Here is a 17,803-nt window from a genome sequence, read left to right as displayed (position 1 = left end):
CCTTAGCGGCCGATCGATGCCAGTGCCTTTGAAAGCGGGGTCGCCACGAGCGGCCCCGTGATCATTTCAAGGCGCCGGTCGGCGAGCCGGTGCGGCACGCGCCAGAGGTAGGCCATCTCGCGCGAGGCGCGGATCACCGGGTCGAACAGGCCGAGCAGCGTGAACATGAAGCCCGGCACGCGTTGCACCCGCATCGGTCGATGGTGGACGACCCCGGCGGCATCGGCGATGTCGGCAATCGACGCGGTGTGCCCTTCGAAGTGGAAGACCTCGAACGGGCCGAGGCGATCGCGCTGTTCGGCCAACCGCACGAAGGCGCGGGCAAGATCGGGCAGATAGGCCCAGGCGTGCGGCACGTCCTCCGGACCCGGCGAGCGAATGACGCCCTGCCCGGCCTTGGCGGCGATCAGGGCCGACAGCCAGCTTTGCCCGGTGATCGTCGGGCCGAAGAAATCGCCAGCCCGGAGGATGCAGGTCCGAACCCGACCGGCGCGCGCCGCCTCGGCGAAACCCCGTTCGATCTCGACGCGAATGCGCCCCTTCTCGGAGGTCGGCGCCGCGACGAGATCGGGCGTCAGCCGATCGGGCATCCTCTCGCCGAAACCGTAGACGTTGCCGGGAAAGAGATGCAGCGCACCCAGGCGTTCGGCGATTGCGAGCGCTGCGTCATAGAGCGGCTTCGCCAGTTCGGCCCAGCGATGATAGGGCGCATTGAGGCCATCGAAGACCACGTCAACAGGCGAACTCGCCGCCTTGGCCACCGCCTCGGGATCGTTGAGATCGGCCTCCACCGGCCAGACCCAGTCCGGCAGATCGCCGGCCCGTCCCCGACGCACGAGGCCCGACACCTGCCAGCCCTGGCGATGGAACTCCTCGGCAACCGCCCGGCTCACGCCGCCAAGGGCGCCAAGGACGAGAACATGTCCGCTCATCGTAGTCTCCCGAAACGTAAAATATTCCAACTGACTAACTTGCGGTTGGCCGCCGCCCCCCTCTCCCTGGTCCCTCCCCCACAAGGGGGGAGGGGACGCAGCTTGGGTCTACCCCCTGCTGGAAGATCCGGCCTGCCTCGGACATGGGTAGGCAGCTCCAATCGTCCCCTCCCCACCTGTGGGGGAGGGACCAGGGAGAGGGGTGTTTTGTGTACGAACCGGCAACCTCTGATCCAATCATTGATGTATTTCCATTCGCACATCAATTCGCTATATCTGTCGCAATCATATTCATTTTTGCATGACAATGCTCGACTGGACCCTTCTTCGCTCCTTCCTTGCCGTGGTCGACGCCGGCTCTCTGTCGGCCGCCGCCGATCGGCTCGGCCTCGTCCAGCCGACCGTTGGTCGGCATATCCGCGAGCTTGAGGAAACGCTCGACACGCCGCTGTTCCGGCGGCAGCCGCGCGGTCTGGAGCCGACGCCGGCCGCCCTCGACCTCATCGAAGATGCCCGCCGCATGGGCGAGGCGGCGCTCGCCCTGGAGCGAAAGGCGAGCGGCACCGGCGACAGCCTCGCCGGCACGGTGCGCGTCACGGCGAGCCGCATGGTGGCGACCTACCTGTTGCCCGGCATCGTCGCGGCGCTGCATGTCGATGAGCCCGATGTCGACATCGAGATCGTCGCCAGCGACGAGACGCAGAACCTGCTGCGTCGCGACGCCGACATCGCGCTGCGCATGTACGAGCCGCGCCAGCCCCAGCTGATCCGCCGTCGCATCGGCGACCTTCCGCTCGCCGTCTACGCGTCGCCCGCCTATCTCGCCCGGCGCGGTACGCCGACCCGCCTGGTTGACCTCCTGGAACACGACATCATCGGTCTCGACCGCGCCGACGATCTTCTGCAAGGCTTTGCCCGCGCCGGCCTGCCGGTGCCGCGCGAGTGGTTCCCGATCCGCTGCGACGATCACGTCGTTGGCTGGCAGATGGTCATCGCCGGCGCCGGCATCGGCTTCGTCCAGGTGCCGATCGCCGACGCCGAGCCGCGCGTCGTGCGCCTGCCGGTCGAAGATATCGGCTTTGCGCTGCCGCTCTGGCTCGCCTATCACGAAGACCTCAAGCCGAGCCGACGCATCCGCTTCGTCGCCGATCGTCTCGCCGAAGGTCTCGCCCGCCGCATCAAGCCCCGGAAGGCCAAGTGATCGCCACTCTCTCTTCCCGTCCCGCCGTCGAGCTGGCGCCGCTCTTGATCGGCGCCACATTCCTGGTCGACGGCGTCGGCGGCATCATCGTCGAGACCGAGGCCTACGAGGCCGACGACCCCGCCTCGCACTCCTTTGCCGGCGAGCGGCCTCGCAACCGCGCCATGTTCGGCCCGCCGCTCACGGCCTATGTCTATCGCTCCTACGGCGTGCACTGGTGCGTCAACATCGTCACCGGCCCGGTGGGCTACGGCGCCGCCGTGCTGCTGAGGGCCATCGAGCCGACCGCCGGTCTCGCGACGATGGCGGAGCGACGCCGGACGACCGAGCCGCGCCTTCTCGCCTCCGGCCCCGGCCGGCTGACCGAGGCGCTCGGCATCTCCATCGCCCACGACGGCTTGCCGCTCGATGCGCCGCCCTTCGAGCTGATCCCGCGCCAAGGCATCCCCGACATCGTCGCCGGCCCGCGCATCGGCATCACCAAGGCCGCCGATCGCCCCTGGCGCTTCGGCCTCCGGGGATCGCCCTACCTCAGCCGGCCCTTCCGCTGAGCGATCACCGCAACAATCGCAGCGAGCCGGTCAGCGATTTCACCCACTTCGCCGGGCCACACAGGCCGACGCCGTCGATCATCTCCTCGGCGAGGCGTTTGTCCGGCAGCATCGCCTCATATTCGCGATAGTCGTGCAGCGACCGCGAGAAGGCCGGAAAGACCACCAGCGCACTGTCGTCGCCGCGCGGCATCGCCTTCAGCATCAGTGTGCGAATGGCCTCGGGCGTGGCTGCCAGGATCGGCACCGGCAGGATGGAACTGTCGTCGATGACCTGGTTATCCAGATCGGTGAGCTGTCGGTTGCCGAGCCATGGCAGACGGGCACCGAGGCCGATGCCGATGGCCCCAACCGTATTGGCGAGCAGACCGAGCGGCAGATCGGGATTGACGACGATGGCGAGGCGATGGTCGGGCGGCATGGCAACTCCTGAACGCTGAACGATGCCGGCAAGGTAGTCGCGTGTCCAAGGCATTTCATGCCGGAGTTTGCGCAGGATCGATGAATTGAGGTAGGATCTACCAAGTTCAACCAAATGAGAGACAGAACATACCGAACGCCGAACTTGAGACGGTCGATATCAGAATTCTGGAGGCGCTCCAGGGTGACGGCCGCCTGACCAACCAGGCGCTCGCCGAGGATGTCGGTCTGTCGACGTCGCCCTGCTGGCGGCGCGTGCGTCAGCTTGAGGAGAGCGGCGTCATCGGCGGCTATCGCGCCGCGCTAGATCGCCAGAAGATCGGCCTCGGGGTGCTCGCCTTCGTCCGCGTCAAGATCGACAGCCACAGCGAAGCAGAGGCTGAGGAGTTCTCGAAAAGCGTCGCCCGGCTTCGCGAGGTGATCGCCTGCTACTCCATCGCCGGCGATGCCGACTTCCTGTTGCAGGTCGTCTCGCCCGACCTCGACACCTACGCCGACTTCGCCATGACGGTGATCCGACGCCTGCCGCGCATCAAGGAAATGCAGACAACCTTCGTCCTGAAGGAGATCAAGCCGTTCACAGGCTTTCCGGTGGGGCTGTGAGACGGCGTCATCGGGCAGGCGACCTATATCGGCCTCCCGCTTTATTCTGACCGAGGTCCTGCGCCTTCGCGCAGGATGACAACATTATATAATAAAAACAAATATTTAGATGTCATTCTGTGCGAAGGCGCAGGACCTCATGCCGAAAGGGGCAATCGGCGGCTATAGCCCACTCGGAGCCTTCAATACACCGGCTTACCACCGATGGTCAGCAGCCCGAGCATGTCGTCGTCGTCGGACACCCAGCGCTGCAAGGCCGCCACCGTCACCATGTCGGTGCCGCCCTCGTCGCCGACACCGGCGATGTGATGGTAGGGCTCGAATGGATCGCCGAGGTGCGACAGCACGGCGAAGGCGGTGCTGAAATCGTCGTCGCCCGCGTAGCGGCTCGGCGTGACGATGGTGCGAATGCCGGCCGCCGTGGCGGCGGCAAGACCGGGGCCGTTATCCTCGAACACGATCGCCGCGCGCGGCGTCAGACCCAGCTTCGCCAGCGCCAGCTCGTAGACGTCCGGCGCCGGCTTCGGCCGCACGGCCCCCGCGCCGCCGACGATGGCGGTGATCTTCTCGAGCCCGTCGAGCCCGAAGTTGGCGAGGATCAACGCCTCGGCATTCTCGATGCTCGACGTGGTGGCCAGCACCACGGCAAGCCCCTGCGAACGGGCATCCTCGATCAGCCGCTCGATGCCGGGCCGGGGACGGGCGAGCCGGCGATCCACCAGCTTGGCGAACAGCCGCGTCTTGGCCGCGTGCAGTTCGTCGATCCTTTGCCGCCCCTCGTCGGCCTCAGGCGGCGCGTAGTGCTCGATGAAATGCGCAAGCCGCGCCCAGCCGCCATGAACGGCCAGGAGCTCTCCGTAGAACTCGGGCTCCCACACCCAGGGCAGTCCGGCCTCCGCGAAGGCGCGGTTGAAGGCCAGGCGGTGAACCTCCTCGGTTTCCGCCAGCGTGCCGTCGACGTCGAAGATCAGTGCCTTGATGGGTGCCATCACGCCCTCTTGGCCAGAGCATCGCGCGGCGATGCGGTCTATCGAAGCTTCTCCAAGACTGCCGGAAGACCCCGGAAATCGTCCATGACAAAATCGGCGTCCAGCTCGTCGGCGGGTATGTCGGTATAGCCGTAGCGCACCACCGCCACCTTGACGCCGGCGGCCTTGGCCGAGGCGACGTCGTTGGCGCTGTCGCCGACCATCAGCAAATCTTCCTTCGGCAAGCCGAGCCGTTCGGCCACCAGCCACATCATGTCGGGCGCCGGCTTCGGCGTGACGCCGCTGTCGCCGCCCACCACCACGGAGATCTCCGCACCGATACCAAGGCTGTCGACGATCTCACGCGAAACCGCCGCCGGCTTGTTGGTGCAAACGGCGAGCCGGTAGGTCCTGGCGAGCTCCTTCACCATGTCGGCGGTGTGCGGGAAAAGGCGCGTCAGGCGGGTGGCGCGCGGCTCGTAGAAGCCGAGATAGGTCTTCACCTGCGCGGCGAGCGCCTCGCCTTCCATGGTCACGCCATGGGCGGCGAAGGCCTTCTGCACCAGCACGGGCACGCCCTTGCCGACCATGGACGCCACGGCGCGCTCGGCGTGCGCGGCGAGGCCATTCTTGGCCATCAGGTCGTTGATCGCCTCGGCGAGGTCGGGCAGGCTGTCGACCAGCGTGCCGTCGAGGTCGAAGATCAGGGCGCGAATGCTCATAGGCTGTCTCTCAGGGCTTGGATGTTGCGGCGGTAGTCGGCCTCGGTGCCGCCCTTGAACACCGATGTGCCTGCCACCAGCACGTCGGCGCCGGCGCGGGCCAGCAGGCCGGCGTTGGCGGTGGAAACGCCGCCGTCGATCTCGATGTGGATCGGCCGGTCACCGATCAGCGCCTTCACCTTCTTCACCTTCTCGACGACGGCCGGAATGAACGCCTGGCCGCCAAAGCCGGGATTGACGGTCATCACCAAGACGAGGTCTATCTCGTCGAGCATGTACTCGAGGCCGCCGACGTCGGTACCGGGGTTGAGCACCACGCCCGCCTTCTTGCCGAGCGAGCGGATCACCTGCAGCGAGCGGTGGACGTGCGGCCCACCTTCCTTGTGGACGCTGATCACGTCGGCGCCCGCATCGGCGAAGGCGGCGAGGAACGGATCGGCCGGCTCAATCATCAAGTGCACGTCGAACGGCAGCTTGGTGTGCGGACGCATCGCCTTCATCACCGCCGGGCCGAAGGTGATGTTGGGCACGAAATGCCCGTCCATGATGTCGATGTGGACCCAGTCGCCCCCCGCCCTTTCGACGGCGGCGAGCTCTTCGCCGAGGCGCGAGAAATCCGACGACAATACGGAGGGAGCGATCTTGACGGTCATGGGAAGCGTTCCGGCAAAGGTTTCAAAAGCCAGACGTTCTTAAAGCAAGACGCCGCCGAGTGCTAACCCCGTTTCCCCCGTGCAGGGGAAAAACCCGGCGTAATCGATCAAGAGCCGACGGCGGCCAATGGGACCGCCGCCGGCACTTTCCTTATCGATTGTCAGGCTGGGCGCGTACAAGCTCCAGCCCGCGCTGGGTGATGCGGTAGGGCTTGCTGTTCTTGGACGCGATCGCCCGCTTGTTCTTCAACTTGCGAAACATGACGAGGTTGAAGTCGGTGTAGAGCCAGCCGTCGCGGCTGAAGCAGGAGAGCTCTTCGATGTCGCCGCGATCGTCGCGGACGATCTCGATGCGTCCGCCTTGAGCGAGCAGGTGCAGGATGCGCTGCTCGGCGCGTGAAATATCCATGGGTCTGAAGTCCGGAAGTGGCGCCATCTGGGCGCACCAAAGCGTTCCGGAAGCTGGAAGCCTCCGGGGCGACAATGGGAATCGGCCCGCGTTGCCGGCACCACGCCGGGCGGGCCTTCACCGGGATTCAGACAGACGTGACATCCACGCTCCTGTTGTGACGGGCCGATCCTTGCCCATCGCGCCCCCAGCGGTCAACGGCGGGCAGCCTCCGCCTGGATCGTGACCTGTCGAATGTGGCTCCCTGGCCACGATCCCGTCGCTTTTGGCGAGCAGGCAAGGGGCCGACCTCCGGGGGCGCGATGGAGCTTTCATCTTTTCCCCGCGACAATGGTCGAAACGGCGCCGGGCAAATGGCGCCTGAGGATAGCTTGCGGTAAGCTTCGGAAGACCATTGTGATTCCGGAGCGGGCACCCTCGCCGGGCACACCGGCAGCGGGACATGGAGAGACGGGAATCCGAGCATGCGCCACACGACTTTGAAGCAGCTGCGATTCCTGTCGGCGGTCATCAAGACCGGCACCGTCACCGCCGCCTCCTCCGCCATGAACGTCACGCCGCCGGCCATCACCGCCCAGGTGAAAGCGCTGGAGGACCTCGTCGGCCTGCCGCTTCTGGAGCGCGTCGGCGACCGCTTCATCGCCACCTCGGCCGGCAAGGAAATCGCCACCACGCTCGACCGCATCGAGGCGCTGCTCAACGAGTGCTCCGGCGCCCTCGCCGAGATGCGCGAAGCGGGGTCGGGTCGTGTCGCCGTCGGCGTCGTTTCCACCGCCCGCTATTTCGCGCCGACCGTGCTCGCCGCCTTCCGCAAGGAGCGCCCCAAGGTCGATATCGACTTCATCGTCGGCAACCGCGACGAGACCATCCAGCGCCTCCGGAACTACGAGGTCGACCTGGCGGTGATGGGCCGGCCGCCGGTCGAGTTCGAGGTCGAGGCCAAGCCCATCGGCAAGCACCCGCAGGTGATGATCTGCGCGCCCGACCACCCGCTGGCCCACGAGCGCAACATTCCCATCGAAGCCTTGATGGGCGAAACCTTCCTGGTGCGCGAGGTCAACTCCGGCACCCGCAACTCCTTCGGCCAGATGATCAGCCAGCACGACGGCGGGCGCGACGTCCGCGAGTTCGAGATGGGCTCCAACGAGACCATCAAGCAGGCGGTGATGGCCGGCCTCGGCATCTCCTTCATCTCCTCGCACACCATCGCCGCCGAGGTCGAAGCCGGTCGTCTCGTCATCATGGACGTGGTCGGCCTGCCGCTCATGAAGACCTGGAACGTCGTCCGCCGCACCGACAAGCGCCTGCTGCCGTCGGCCGAAGCGATGTACCGCTTCTGGGTCGAGCACGGCGGCGAGTATCTGCCCAAAATCACCGGTCACGTCGAGTAACCTTGGAAACCGACGATCTGTTCGCCGCTTTCTAGCTTGCCGTCCCCTTTCCTGCTTTCTTGGATGCGCGCGGCGCGGATTGCCGTTCGCGGTCGGCGCACGGGAGCCGAAGCATGTCCGAAGCAAAGAAGCCGGGCATTCATATCGCCGAACCGAGCGTCGCCCCAAGCGCGGTGCTGCAGGCGCCGACGGCCGTGCCGGCGTTCGTCGGCCATACGGAGAAGTTTGGCGACGGGGCTTTCAAGCCCAAGCGCATCACTTCGCAGGCGGAATACGAGAGGGCTTTCGGCAAGGGCGCTATCCCGCGCTTCGCCATTGTCGAGAAGACAGACCCTACAGCGACGACCGATTTTCAGTTGTCAGACGCAAACGGCAAACTTGTCGATCACGTGCTCGAACAACCGGTTGGAGCAGCTGGCGGCCGCTATCTCCTCTACAACGCCATCCGCCTCTTCTATCGGAACGGTGGCGGCCTCTGCTACATCGTGCCTGTGGGCGACTACGAGCACGACTTCGACTCGTCCCTTTTCCAACGCGGCTTCGACGCCCTGTGCCAGGAAGAGGAACCCGCGATGCTGGTGGTTCCTGAGGCGGTATCGCTCGAACCACTCGCCTGCTTCGACTTGCAGCAGAGGATGCTGGCACATTGCGGGGCTGTGAAGAACCGCTTCGCCATTCTTGACGTCTGGGGCGGCGACAAGCCGCGCAGTGCCCCTGATGGGGACCCGGTCGAACGCTTCCGCCAGGGGATAGGCACCCAGTTTCTCGACTACGGTGCGGCCTATTATCCTTGGGTGAACACCACACTGTTCGAGGCCACCGACCTCGGCGAAAAGAACGTCATTTCTGGGAGATTCCTGCAACGAAGCCCAAAGGAAGCCTCAACCATCGCCAGGGCGATGCTGGAAAAGCTGAACTGCATGCCGCCGAGCGCGGCGCTGGCCGGCATCTACGCCACGATCGATGCCCAGCGGGGCGTTTGGGGGACGCCTGCCAATGTTGCCCTGGCCGGAGTCTCGTTACCAACGACTCCAGTCTCCGTTGACGAGCAAGAGGACCTCAACACTCCCGTATCGGGGAAGGCTGTCAACACGATCCGTGCCTTTGTCAATGAAGGTACGTTGGTGTGGGGCGCGCGGACGCTGGACGGCAACAGCCAGCACAATCGCTACATCAACATGCGCCGCACGCGAATGATGCTGGAACAAACGGTCAGGCAGGCGCTCAAGGCTTACGCGTTCGATCCGAATACTCCTGAAACCTGGATTGCGGTCAAAGATGCGCTGCGCACCTTTCTGACTGAGATCTGGACACTTGGCGGCTTGGCCGGCGCAAAGCCCTCGGAGGCGTTTGACGTTCGATGCGGCCTCGACGAAACGATGACGTCCGATGATGTCGTCGGGAAAGCCTTGCGCGTCTCTGTACTGATTGCCCCAACCTCTCCGGCGGATTTCATTGAGATGACGTTCGAGCAGCGTATGAGATGATCTCAGGTGGGTAGGCATCACGAGCGCCACCGGGCGGTTCGAAACGCCGATATGTGGCGGCAGCCTGCCGCCGACCGGAACAAGGAGAGGCCGATGACAGTCGCCGCGCGTCCCTTCCAGGTGGTCGAAAGCCTGTGCGCCACCGGCAAGGAATCGGAGGCGAAGAAGGAAGATCGCCTGGTCGTCACCGAAGACTTCGCCGCCGTGATCGACGGCGCCACATCTTCCGGCCCGATCGACGGGCGGCCGGGCGGCATCGTCGCCGCCGAGGCGGTGGAGCAAGCGGTCAGGGCGCTGGCGCCGGACGCCACGGCCCGCGATTTCGTCGATCGCGCCACGGCTGCCATCGCCCTGGCAATCGGCGACTGGCCGGATGAGACGATCATGCGCCCCTCGGCGGTGGCCGCCGTCTGGTCGCGGTCGCGCGGCGAGATCTGGCGGGTGGGCGACTGCCATGTTCGCATCGACGGTCGGGACTATCACGGCGGCAAGGAGATCGACCGCATCGGCTACGAGTTCCGCTGCGCCGTCATCCGGGCGCGCCTCCGGCTCGGTCTCACCAGTCTCGACGCCGAACTCAGGGTGCCGACGATGGAGCAGCCCTTCCGGCCGCTGGTCCTCGCCCAGCACGCCTTCCTCAACCTCGACAGCGACGATCCCCTCGCCTACGGCGGCCTCGCCGGCACCTACGTGCCCGACCGCTTCGTCGAGGTGTTCGAGGCGGCGGATGCCCGCGAGATCGTGCTCGCTTCCGACGGCTTCCTGTCGCCGGCAGCGACGCTTGCCGAGGGCTTGGCGGAGATCGCCGATGTCAGGGAGAACGATCCGCTGATGGTGGAGAGGGTCATGGGGTCGCGGCCGTTCATGCCGGGCCGCGACTATTTCGACGACACCACCTATCTGCGGCTCGCCATCGGCTGATAAGGCAACTACTGCGCGGCGGCGCGCTCGTCGTCCAGCCAGCGCGCCTCGTAGGCGGCGAGCATGTCCCACGTCGCCTCGTGGTCGGGCAGACGGCTGTCGACGCCCGCCACCTTGCGGCCGATGGTGATGCCGAAGCCACCGAGGTCGCGCGCCATGAAGAAGCCGGGCTCGTCGGGCGTGTCGTCGCCGACATGCACCGGCACCCGGCCGAGGAACGGCTTGTGTTCCATCAGGAAAGCGATGCCGGAGCCCTTGTTGGCGCCCCGCGGCACCACGTCGACCGACACGCGCCCGGGAATCACCGCCACGTGGCCACCGGAATGGCGCTCGGCCAGTGCCGCCGCCTCGAGCGCAATCGGATCGCCCTCGTTGTAGACGATGGCCAGCGCACCGATCTTCCACTGGATGTCCATGGTGGGATAGGTTTCGGCCACCACTTCGGCGATCTCTTCCAACGCCTTGCGCTCTTCCGGGGTCTGCACCGGCGTGAAGCGGCGTCCGTCGGCAAAGCGGCGATCGGCGCCCTGCAGCGCCGCGACGGGCAGCTTCAGCGGCGTGAACATCGGATCGACCGTTTCCACCGAACGACCGCTGACGATGGCGAGCGCGCCGCCGAGGAGGTCATACAGCCGGTCGATCAGGGCGATGCGATCGGCGGCGATGCCGCGCTCGCGGTCGGCGTAGGTGGGACCGATCAGCGTTCCGTCGACATCGAGGAACAGGGCGAGGCGGTCGGGCGCGGGCAGACGGGCGGCAAGGTCGAGCGGATCGGAGAAGGACATGGGCCTGCTGTGGTCGGCGGGAAAGGAAAGTCACTCAGACGAAAGTATCGTCCGCAACACTCCCAATCTCTACAGCCAACGCCGTCCGCCGACAATGCCTTGGCGGTTGAATCGATATGAAAGCCGCCAGATAAGCCGAAAAGCGCCGTTCACACTTCAAAATCGTAGACGAGGATGCCTTCAAGTCCACCCTCGGCCGCCGCCACGATCTTGTCGCCGACCTTCACGTGCTCGGGATGGACGAGATAGGCGTCGCGCGCCGCTGCGTCGGTGAAGGTGACGACGAAGCCGTGCTGGAAGCCGTGACCGAGGCCTTCCGGCGAGGCGTTCGGGCCGGCCTTGAAGTCGACCATGCCGGGCACGAACGACTTCAGCGCCGCCACGGCGCCATAGAGCTTCAGGACGTCGGCCGACGAAGCGGCGGCCGGCATCTTCATGAACACGCAATGCAGGATCATTCGAACTCCTCCCTCGCCGACCGACCCGGCCGGCCAGACCTTACTCTTCGACAGACGGCGGCGTACGGCCGCGCAACGGTCGCTCCTCGATGCGGGACAGCAGCACCAGCGACAGCAACTGCGCCGCCGCGGCTGCGAAGAACAGCGCCCTGAAGGCCGCCACCGCGCCCTCCCGGGCCGCCGGCGCCAGCGCGCCTTCGCTGATATGGTCGCCGATACCGGCGCTGCCGACGATGGCGCCCAGCACGGCGATGGCGACGACGGAGCCCAGCGACCGCACGAAGGTGTAGGCGCCGGTGGCCGTGCCGAGATCGCGCGGATTGGCGGCGTTCTGCACCATCACGGTGCCGACCGGGAACAGCGTGCCTTGGCCGAAGGCGGTCAGCGCCGCCAGCGCCTCGATCACCCAGAAGGACACGTCGCCCGCAAGGAGGCCGACCACCGCCAGCGACACCATCGACAGGGCGCTACCGAACATCGGCAGCCGCTTATAGTGGCCGCCCTTGCGCAGGATCCGCGCCGAGATACTGGAGCCCGCCACCGATCCGAGCATCGGGCCGAGCAACGCCAAACCGGCCGCCGAGGCGCCGAAACCATCGATCAGTTGCAGGTAGACCGGATAATAGACCGAGAAGCCGAACATGCCGGCCGCCGCCAGGAAGGAGGTGGCCGACGTGAGAGCGATCACCCGGTCGCCGAAGATGCGCGGCGGTAAAAGCGGCTCTTCGGGCTGGAACTGGTACCAGGCGAACAGCACGAAAGTGGCCGCCGACAGCGCCAGCATTCCGAGAACGAGCGGCGAGCTCCAGGGATAGGCATGCCCGCCGAGCGTCAGCGGCAACAGAAACAACAGCGTCGCCGCCATGATCATCAGCGCGCCGAGGATATCCAGGCGGTGGTCGCGGCGGATGTCCGGCAGGCGCGACAGCGGCTTCATCGACAGGCTGACGGCCACGATGCCGAGCGGCAGGTTCAGCCAGAAGATCGCCGACCAGTGGACATACTCGGCCAGAAGGCCGCCGAGCACCGGTCCGGCGATGCTGGACGTCGCCCAGACGGCGGAAATGTACACCATGTACTTGCCGCGCTCGCGCGGCGGCGCAACGTCGCCGATGATGGTCTGGACGAGCGCCATCAGTCCGCCGCCGCCGAGGCCTTGCAGCGCGCGGCCGGCGATCAGCACCGCCATCGACGGCGCCATGGCCGAGATCAGCGAGCCGGCCACGAAGATGCCGACACCGGCGTAGAGCACCGGCCGCCGCCCCTTGAGATCGGCCAGCTTGCCATAGAGCGGCGTCACCGCCGTCGCCGTCAGGAAATAGGCCGACACGATCCACGACACCCATTCGCCGCCGCCCAGCGAAGCGCCCATCACCGGCAGCGCCGGGGTGACGATGGTCTGGTCGAGAGCGGCCAGGAACATGCACAGAAGGGCGGTGACGACGATCTTGGTCTTGTCGTCCTCGGTGAGAACCGGCTGGTCGGTCGTATGCGTCATGGTCTGGTCCGGCGGATTGCGGGCGCACCCTATCCGCTGTCCAACGCGAATGCCAGCGGCGGCGTTCCGGCGTCCTCGCTCTGTGAAGAACGCCCTTCGGCCTTTCGCCCCGTGGCCGAGCCTCTATACTGAACCGAACGAACCGGAACCCAGCGATGACACCTCCCCGCTCCGTCGATCTCAATGCCGACCTCGGCGAGGGTTTCGGCGCCTACCGCATCGGCGACGACGCCGCGCTGCTCGACGTGGTCACGTCGGCCAACGTTGCCTGCGGCCTGCATGCCGGCGATCCCGAAATCATGGCCGAGACCTTCCGCCTCGCCAGGGAGGGCGGCGTCGCGGTGGGCGCCCATCCCGGCTTTCCCGACCTCTGGGGCTTCGGCCGCCGCGTCCTGCCTTATTCGGCCGGCGAAATCGAGCGCCTCGTCGCCTACCAGATCGGCGCGGCGGCGGCGCTGTCCTCGCTGGCCGGCCACCCGATCGCCTATGTGAAGCTGCACGGCGCGCTCGCCAACCTCGCCGTCGCCGACGCCGACATCGCCGCCGCCAGCGTCAGGGCCATCAAGGGCGTCGACGCCTCGCTCGCCTGCCTCGCCATCGCCCACGGCGAGCAGGAGCGAGCGGCCCGCGACGCCGGCCTCCGCACCTTCTCCGAGGTCTTCGCCGATCGCGGCTATCGGGACGACGGCAGCCTGGTGCCGCGTGATCGCCCTGGCGCCTTCGTCCACGACCCGACTGAGGCGGTGGAGCGGGCCTGCCGCATGGTGCTGTCCGGCGAGATCGTCTCGGTGAGCGGCAAGGCGCTGCCGACCTCCGTCGACTCCATCTGCGTCCATGGCGACAGCCCGACGGCGCTGATGACGGCGCGACTGCTCGCCGAGCGCCTCGCGGCCCAGGGGGTCGCGCTCGCCCCCTTCGTGGGCAAACCATGATGGACGACGCGCTGCTCGACCGCCTCGTCGCGCTCCTCCACGACACCGGCCTTCGGGAGATCGAGTTCGAGGAGGGCGACATCCACATCCGTCTCGTCAAGGATGACGACGGCGGCGTTCGGCCGACGGCACCCGCCGTGCCCACCGCCGCTACCGAGTCGGAACCGATCCCTGCCGGCGATCACGCCATCGTCGCCGGCCTCACCGGTACCTTCTATCGGGCCGCCTCGCCGGATGCTCCGCCCTTCGTCGAGATCGGCGACCGTGTCGAAGAGGGACAGACCATCGGCCTTCTCGAAGCGATGAAGATGCTGAACCCCATCGAGGCCGATCGCGCCGGCCGCGTCACCCACATTCTCGCGGACAACGGCGCACTGGTGATGCGCGGCGTACCACTCATCCGCCTCGCCCCGGACGACGCATTATGACCTTCGAGGAGATCGAAGCCATCGTCCGCCGCCTCGATAACAGGGGCATCGCCAGCGCCGACATCCACGTCGGCGCGGCCCGGTTGAGATTGCGCTTTGCCGTCGAGGAGAGGCCCGATCCGGCTCCGACCGAACCGTCGCCCGCTCTCGCGGCCGCGCCTTCACCCGGCCGTTTTCGGCCCCTGCACCCGCTGGAGATGGCGTCGCGCTTTGCCGACGGCGACCGGGTCCGGCAGGGCGAGACGATCGCCTATGTCGAGGCCAACGGCCTCCTGCTGCCGGTCGTCGCGGCCGCCGACCTGACGCTCGGCCGCGCCCTGGTGGAAGACGGCGAGGCCGTCGGCTGGGGAACGCCGCTCTACGAGACGCGATAGAGCGCCGCCGCCCCTCGCAGCCGGTCGAGCCACTCGGCGACCTCGCGAAGGGCCTCCAACGCCTCGCTCCGCTCAACCACGACAAAACGCAGGTCGTCGCCCGGCATCGCCTGCCCGAGCCACCAGAGATCGGCGTCGATCACCGTCGCGATCTTGGGATAACCGCCGCAGGTGTTGGCTTCGGCAAGCTGGACGATCGGCCGACCTGCCGGTGGCACCTGCACCGTCCCCGGCACGATGCCGTGCGACAAGAGCTCGCGCCGCTGCTCGCGCACGAGCTCCGGTCCATCGAGCCGGCAGCCCTGCCGGTCGGCCTCGGCAGTCACGCGCCAGCTCGTCTCCACGAACAGCCGGCGGGCTTCCTCGGAGAAGTCAGGCCACTCGGCGGCCGGCAGCACGCGCAACGGCCGGCCGGCCTCGCGCCGCCGCGGCGGCAGTGGTGCGCCGATTCCGCCGTCAGGCAGCTTTCCCGGCCGCCGGAGCCCCACCGACAACCGGTCGCCACGCTTGAGTCCCCTGCCCTCGTGGCCGCCATAGCCGCTCTTGAGCTCGGTCGCCCTGGCCCCGAGCAACAGCGGCACATCGGCGCCACCACCGATGGCGACATAGACGCGGGCCCCGAGTGTCGGCGGATCGATCGTCAGTTCGTCCCCCGCTTTGGCCTCGATCGCCCACCAGGGCGGCACGCGGCGGCCAGATAGTCGTGTTTCGGCGAGAGCGCCGGTGACGGCCAAGGTCGCCGCCACATCGAAACGCAGCCGGAACGGAAAGGCGGCCACCTCGATCGCCGCCGCATCGGGTTTGTTGCCGACAAGCGCATTGGCTGCGTCGAGAGCCACGATATCCATGGCGCCGGAACGGGAGACGCCGCTCGACAGCAAGCCGCGTCGCCCGCGATCCTGCACCGTGTTCAGCGCGCCGGACGACAGGATCTCGATCACGGCTTCACCCCCGCGACCGTGAAGCGCACCGTATCTCCCGGCCTCAGCGTTGCCGGCGCGGCGCGATGCGGATCGAACAGAACGAAGTCGGTATGGCCGAGAATATGCCAGCCCGACGGCGCGGTGATCGGCATGATGCCGGCCTGACCGCCACCGACGATCACCGCGCCCTTCGGCACGCCCTGCCGAGGCACCGCCCGGCGCGGCATGGCGAGCGTCGAATCCAGACCGGAAAGATAGGGAAAGCCGGGCATGGCGCCGATCGCTGCCACCTTGTAGACGGCGGTCGAGTGCCGCTCCACCACGTCGGCAACGGCAAGGCCGAGATGCGCCGCCGTCTCCTGAAGGTCCGCCCCGCCGTAGACGACAGCGATCTCATGCTCTCGGCCAGCTTCATCCGCCGCCACGGCGCCCGCCCACCCCTGGGCAAGGCGGCGCTCGATCTCACCGGCATCGACCAGAAGCGGATCGAAGACGACCATCAGGTTGTTCATGCCGGGGACGATGTCCTCGACGCCTTCCACGCCGTCGAGATTTGCCGCCAGCGCCAGCAGGCGCGCCTGCCGCGCATCGTCGAAGGCGCCGCCGATGGCAACGTCGAGCAGAAGCGCGCCGGTTCCGGCTTGGGAGAGGGTGAAATCGTCGACCAAACCGGTCCCCTTGGGTTGAAGCCTATTATCGGTGGCCAATGCCCACCACGCAAGGGAGCCACGCGGCAATGCGGTTGGTCGTTGCTTGCCGAAAGTCTATACTCCCGCCCCGATAGCCGACCGAGAGACGTCGGCACACCCCGGAGCGAAGGCCAGCTTCGCTCCTGCCTTTTATGTTCGTCAGCCTCCGCTCGTGCTGAAGTCTGCGACTCTCCCGGCCGGATGCTCTTAAGGACCGCACAATGACCCCTGAGACCCAAGCCCGCCTCGCCGCCCTGCGGGAGCGGATGGTCGCAACCGAAACCGGCCTCGTCGCCGTTGCCCCGGGCTCGCACATGCAGTGGCTGCTCGGCTTCACCCCGGCATCCGACGAGCGCCCCTGCCTGCTTCTGGTCTCGCCGGGCGGCACCGCCTTTCTGATGCCCGCCCTCAATGCCGACGACGTGCGTCAGCAAACCGATATCGACTTCTTCCGCTGGTCCGACGAGGTGGGGCCGCATGTGGCGCTCTGCCAGGCGCTGGCCGCCATCGGCGCCAACGCCCCCGACCGTGTCGCCCTCGACGAAACCATGCGCGCCGACTTCGCCCTGCTCGTGCTCGACGCCCTGCCCACCGGCGTGTTGCGCACCTTCACCGCCGACACGTTGGGCGGCCTGCGCATGCGCAAGAGCGCTCGGGAGTACGAGCTCCTGAAGATGAACGCGGCCATCGCCGACCGGGCGATCGAGGCCGCCGTCGCCGCCCTCAAGCCCGGCATGACCGAAAACGAGCTTGCCGCCATCATTCGCAGCCATTTCCTCAAGGAAGGCGCGGCGCCAAGCTTCTGGATCGTCGGCAGCGGCCACAACGGCGCCTTCCCGCACCACACCGCCTCCGATCGCCACATCGTCGAGGGCGATGCGGTGGTGATCGATATCGGCGGCATCAAGTCGGCCTTTCCGAGCGACATCACCCGCGTCGCCGTCGTCGGCCACCCGCCGGAGGGCTTCGCCGAGATCCACGCCATCGTCGAGCGGGCCGTCGAGGCGGCCCTCGCCGCGGCCAAACCCGGCGCGCTCGCCCGCGACGTCGACGCCGCCGCCCGCACGGTGATCACCGAAGCCGGCTACGGCAAGTTCTTCACCCACCGGACCGGCCACGGCATGGGCATCGACGGCCACGAGCCGCCTTACATCACAGCCACCTCGGAGACCGTGCTCGAGGAGGGCATGGTGTTCTCCATCGAACCCGGCATCTATCTGCCCGGCCGCTACGGCTGCCGCCTCGAGGAGATCGTCATCCTGAGGAAGGACGGCCCGGAAATCCTGTCCGGCCTGTCGCGCGACATTCTGGTGGCGAGGGGATAGCCACCGGCGCCTTCTCGAAAAGCGTGGTGTTCACCCCTTGTAACTTAGCCCCACCGCGATCTGGTATCCTTTCGGTTGCGGTGGTGGACGGGAGACCGACGCCCCTTAGGGACACCAAGCCCGTGGGAGAGCA

General features: G+C 67.1%; 21 protein-coding genes. 10 read left to right on the top strand and 11 right to left on the bottom strand.

Annotated elements, in window-relative coordinates; translation table 11 throughout:
• Positions 1-2: 2 nt before the first annotated feature.
• The gene (locus M4J39_RS20540) at positions 3-932 is read right to left on the bottom strand and encodes an NAD-dependent epimerase/dehydratase family protein (protein ID WP_251730363.1); all 930 of its coding nucleotides are present in this window, start codon (positions 930-932) and stop codon (positions 3-5) included.
• Positions 933-1,233: 301 nt separating this feature from the next.
• Between M4J39_RS20540 and M4J39_RS20535 the strand changes: the two genes are divergently transcribed.
• Positions 1,234-2,133 carry a LysR family transcriptional regulator gene (locus M4J39_RS20535; protein WP_251730362.1) on the top strand — a complete coding sequence of 300 codons (900 nt, stop codon included), beginning with the start codon at positions 1,234-1,236 and terminating at the stop codon, positions 2,131-2,133.
• The gene (locus tag M4J39_RS20530) at positions 2,130-2,684 is read left to right on the top strand and encodes a DNA-3-methyladenine glycosylase (RefSeq protein ID WP_251730361.1); all 555 of its coding nucleotides are present in this window, start codon (positions 2,130-2,132) and stop codon (positions 2,682-2,684) included. Before M4J39_RS20535 ends, M4J39_RS20530 begins: the two co-directional genes overlap by 4 nt.
• Before the next feature lie 4 nt (positions 2,685-2,688).
• On the opposite strand, the gene M4J39_RS20525 is transcribed toward M4J39_RS20530, so the two are convergent.
• The gene (locus tag M4J39_RS20525) at positions 2,689-3,105 is read right to left on the bottom strand and encodes a DUF2000 domain-containing protein (protein WP_251730360.1); all 417 of its coding nucleotides are present in this window, start codon (positions 3,103-3,105) and stop codon (positions 2,689-2,691) included.
• A 128-nt stretch (positions 3,106-3,233) separates the two neighbouring features.
• On the opposite strand from M4J39_RS20525, the gene M4J39_RS20520 reads away from it, so the two are divergent.
• Positions 3,234-3,707 carry an Lrp/AsnC ligand binding domain-containing protein gene (locus tag M4J39_RS20520; protein ID WP_251730496.1) on the top strand — a complete coding sequence of 158 codons (474 nt, stop codon included), beginning with the start codon at positions 3,234-3,236 and terminating at the stop codon, positions 3,705-3,707.
• Positions 3,708-3,889: 182 nt separating this feature from the next.
• On the opposite strand, the gene M4J39_RS20515 is transcribed toward M4J39_RS20520, so the two are convergent.
• The 4 genes from M4J39_RS20515 to M4J39_RS20500 all read right to left on the bottom strand — a co-directional run bounded on the left by M4J39_RS20515 (position 3,890) and on the right by M4J39_RS20500 (position 6,459).
• Positions 3,890-4,696, bottom strand: a complete 807-nt coding sequence (locus M4J39_RS20515; protein WP_251730359.1) for an HAD-IA family hydrolase — start codon at positions 4,694-4,696, stop codon at positions 3,890-3,892.
• Positions 4,697-4,734: 38 nt separating this feature from the next.
• Positions 4,735-5,397: a phosphoglycolate phosphatase gene (gene gph, locus M4J39_RS20510; RefSeq protein ID WP_251730358.1), complete on the bottom strand. Its 663-nt coding sequence runs from the start codon at positions 5,395-5,397 to the stop codon at positions 4,735-4,737.
• Positions 5,394-6,050, bottom strand: coding sequence for a ribulose-phosphate 3-epimerase (rpe, locus tag M4J39_RS20505; RefSeq protein WP_251730357.1), 657 nt, complete (start codon positions 6,048-6,050; stop codon positions 5,394-5,396). Before rpe ends, gph begins: the two co-directional genes overlap by 4 nt.
• 151 nt (positions 6,051-6,201) lie before the next feature.
• Complete coding sequence (locus M4J39_RS20500) at positions 6,202-6,459, bottom strand: YjhX family toxin (protein ID WP_251730356.1); 258 nt, start codon at positions 6,457-6,459, stop codon at positions 6,202-6,204.
• 464 nt (positions 6,460-6,923) lie between these two features.
• Between M4J39_RS20500 and M4J39_RS20495 the strand changes: the two genes are divergently transcribed.
• The 3 genes from M4J39_RS20495 (at position 6,924) to M4J39_RS20485 (ending at position 10,258) form a co-directional block, all read left to right on the top strand.
• Positions 6,924-7,850 (top strand): LysR substrate-binding domain-containing protein, encoded by a 927-nt coding sequence (locus M4J39_RS20495; RefSeq protein WP_251730355.1) that lies wholly within the window; start codon positions 6,924-6,926, stop codon positions 7,848-7,850.
• Between the two features lie 113 nt (positions 7,851-7,963).
• The gene (locus M4J39_RS20490; RefSeq protein ID WP_251730354.1) at positions 7,964-9,337 is read left to right on the top strand and encodes a phage tail sheath C-terminal domain-containing protein; all 1,374 of its coding nucleotides are present in this window, start codon (positions 7,964-7,966) and stop codon (positions 9,335-9,337) included.
• 93 nt (positions 9,338-9,430) lie between these two features.
• Entirely contained in the window at positions 9,431-10,258 is an 828-nt protein-coding gene (locus tag M4J39_RS20485; protein ID WP_251730353.1) for a hypothetical protein, read from the top strand.
• A gap of 8 nt (positions 10,259-10,266) precedes the next feature.
• Here the strand turns inward: M4J39_RS20485 and M4J39_RS20480 are convergent, their stop codons facing one another.
• From M4J39_RS20480 to M4J39_RS20470, 3 genes are all read right to left on the bottom strand, one after another.
• Positions 10,267-11,043 (bottom strand): trehalose-phosphatase, encoded by a 777-nt coding sequence (locus tag M4J39_RS20480; RefSeq protein ID WP_251730352.1) that lies wholly within the window; start codon positions 11,041-11,043, stop codon positions 10,267-10,269.
• A 149-nt stretch (positions 11,044-11,192) separates the two neighbouring features.
• Complete coding sequence (locus M4J39_RS20475) at positions 11,193-11,501, bottom strand: Dabb family protein (RefSeq protein ID WP_251730351.1); 309 nt, start codon at positions 11,499-11,501, stop codon at positions 11,193-11,195.
• Between the two features lie 40 nt (positions 11,502-11,541).
• Positions 11,542-12,999, bottom strand: coding sequence for an MDR family MFS transporter (locus M4J39_RS20470; RefSeq protein ID WP_251730350.1), 1,458 nt, complete (start codon positions 12,997-12,999; stop codon positions 11,542-11,544).
• Positions 13,000-13,154: 155 nt separating this feature from the next.
• On the opposite strand from M4J39_RS20470, the gene M4J39_RS20465 reads away from it, so the two are divergent.
• The 3 genes from M4J39_RS20465 to M4J39_RS20455 are packed head-to-tail and all read left to right on the top strand — an operon-like array spanning position 13,155 to position 14,733.
• The gene (locus M4J39_RS20465) at positions 13,155-13,931 is read left to right on the top strand and encodes a LamB/YcsF family protein (protein ID WP_251730349.1); all 777 of its coding nucleotides are present in this window, start codon (positions 13,155-13,157) and stop codon (positions 13,929-13,931) included.
• Positions 13,928-14,359, top strand: a complete 432-nt coding sequence (locus tag M4J39_RS20460; protein ID WP_251730348.1) for a biotin/lipoyl-containing protein — start codon at positions 13,928-13,930, stop codon at positions 14,357-14,359. The genes M4J39_RS20465 and M4J39_RS20460 overlap by 4 nt, the downstream gene beginning before the upstream one ends.
• Positions 14,356-14,733 carry a hypothetical protein gene (locus M4J39_RS20455; RefSeq protein WP_251730347.1) on the top strand — a complete coding sequence of 126 codons (378 nt, stop codon included), beginning with the start codon at positions 14,356-14,358 and terminating at the stop codon, positions 14,731-14,733. Before M4J39_RS20460 ends, M4J39_RS20455 begins: the two co-directional genes overlap by 4 nt.
• Here the strand turns inward: M4J39_RS20455 and M4J39_RS20450 are convergent.
• Together M4J39_RS20450 and pxpB are read right to left on the bottom strand one after the other, a co-directional pair.
• Positions 14,718-15,674 carry a 5-oxoprolinase/urea amidolyase family protein gene (locus M4J39_RS20450; protein WP_251730346.1) on the bottom strand — a complete coding sequence of 319 codons (957 nt, stop codon included), beginning with the start codon at positions 15,672-15,674 and terminating at the stop codon, positions 14,718-14,720. The genes M4J39_RS20455 and M4J39_RS20450 overlap by 16 nt on opposite strands.
• Positions 15,671-16,324 (bottom strand): 5-oxoprolinase subunit PxpB, encoded by a 654-nt coding sequence (gene pxpB, locus M4J39_RS20445; protein ID WP_251730345.1) that lies wholly within the window; start codon positions 16,322-16,324, stop codon positions 15,671-15,673. Before pxpB ends, M4J39_RS20450 begins: the two co-directional genes overlap by 4 nt.
• Before the next feature lie 242 nt (positions 16,325-16,566).
• On the opposite strand from pxpB, the gene M4J39_RS20440 reads away from it, so the two are divergent.
• Entirely contained in the window at positions 16,567-17,670 is a 1,104-nt protein-coding gene (locus M4J39_RS20440; RefSeq protein ID WP_251730344.1) for a Xaa-Pro peptidase family protein, read from the top strand.
• The last annotated feature ends 133 nt before the right edge of the window (positions 17,671-17,803 follow it).

The sequence above is a fragment of the Pleomorphomonas sp. NRK KF1 genome, assembly GCF_023721755.1.
Classification (GTDB): domain Bacteria; phylum Pseudomonadota; class Alphaproteobacteria; order Rhizobiales; family Pleomorphomonadaceae; genus Pleomorphomonas.
This window is presented reverse-complemented; position numbering and strand designations above follow the sequence as displayed.

What these genes read in the sequence shown, in the direction of transcription:
- M4J39_RS20540 (WP_251730363.1), bottom strand. Translation starts at nt 932, where the DNA reads ATGAGCGGACATGTTCTCGTCCTTGGCGCCCTTGGCGGCGTGAGCCGG.
- M4J39_RS20535 (WP_251730362.1), top strand. Translation starts at nt 1,234, where the DNA reads ATGACAATGCTCGACTGGACCCTTCTTCGCTCCTTCCTTGCCGTGGTC.
- M4J39_RS20525 (WP_251730360.1), bottom strand. Translation starts at nt 3,105, where the DNA reads ATGCCGCCCGACCATCGCCTCGCCATCGTCGTCAATCCCGATCTGCCG.
- M4J39_RS20515 (WP_251730359.1), bottom strand. Translation starts at nt 4,696, where the DNA reads ATGGCACCCATCAAGGCACTGATCTTCGACGTCGACGGCACGCTGGCG.
- gph (WP_251730358.1), bottom strand. Translation starts at nt 5,397, where the DNA reads ATGAGCATTCGCGCCCTGATCTTCGACCTCGACGGCACGCTGGTCGAC.
- rpe (WP_251730357.1), bottom strand. Translation starts at nt 6,050, where the DNA reads ATGACCGTCAAGATCGCTCCCTCCGTATTGTCGTCGGATTTCTCGCGC.
- M4J39_RS20500 (WP_251730356.1), bottom strand. Translation starts at nt 6,459, where the DNA reads ATGGATATTTCACGCGCCGAGCAGCGCATCCTGCACCTGCTCGCTCAA.
- M4J39_RS20495 (WP_251730355.1), top strand. Translation starts at nt 6,924, where the DNA reads ATGCGCCACACGACTTTGAAGCAGCTGCGATTCCTGTCGGCGGTCATC.
- M4J39_RS20490 (WP_251730354.1), top strand. Translation starts at nt 7,964, where the DNA reads ATGTCCGAAGCAAAGAAGCCGGGCATTCATATCGCCGAACCGAGCGTC.
- M4J39_RS20485 (WP_251730353.1), top strand. Translation starts at nt 9,431, where the DNA reads ATGACAGTCGCCGCGCGTCCCTTCCAGGTGGTCGAAAGCCTGTGCGCC.
- M4J39_RS20480 (WP_251730352.1), bottom strand. Translation starts at nt 11,043, where the DNA reads ATGTCCTTCTCCGATCCGCTCGACCTTGCCGCCCGTCTGCCCGCGCCC.
- M4J39_RS20475 (WP_251730351.1), bottom strand. Translation starts at nt 11,501, where the DNA reads ATGATCCTGCATTGCGTGTTCATGAAGATGCCGGCCGCCGCTTCGTCG.
- M4J39_RS20470 (WP_251730350.1), bottom strand. Translation starts at nt 12,999, where the DNA reads ATGACGCATACGACCGACCAGCCGGTTCTCACCGAGGACGACAAGACC.
- M4J39_RS20465 (WP_251730349.1), top strand. Translation starts at nt 13,155, where the DNA reads ATGACACCTCCCCGCTCCGTCGATCTCAATGCCGACCTCGGCGAGGGT.
- M4J39_RS20460 (WP_251730348.1), top strand. Translation starts at nt 13,928, where the DNA reads ATGATGGACGACGCGCTGCTCGACCGCCTCGTCGCGCTCCTCCACGAC.
- M4J39_RS20455 (WP_251730347.1), top strand. Translation starts at nt 14,356, where the DNA reads ATGACCTTCGAGGAGATCGAAGCCATCGTCCGCCGCCTCGATAACAGG.
- M4J39_RS20440 (WP_251730344.1), top strand. Translation starts at nt 16,567, where the DNA reads ATGACCCCTGAGACCCAAGCCCGCCTCGCCGCCCTGCGGGAGCGGATG.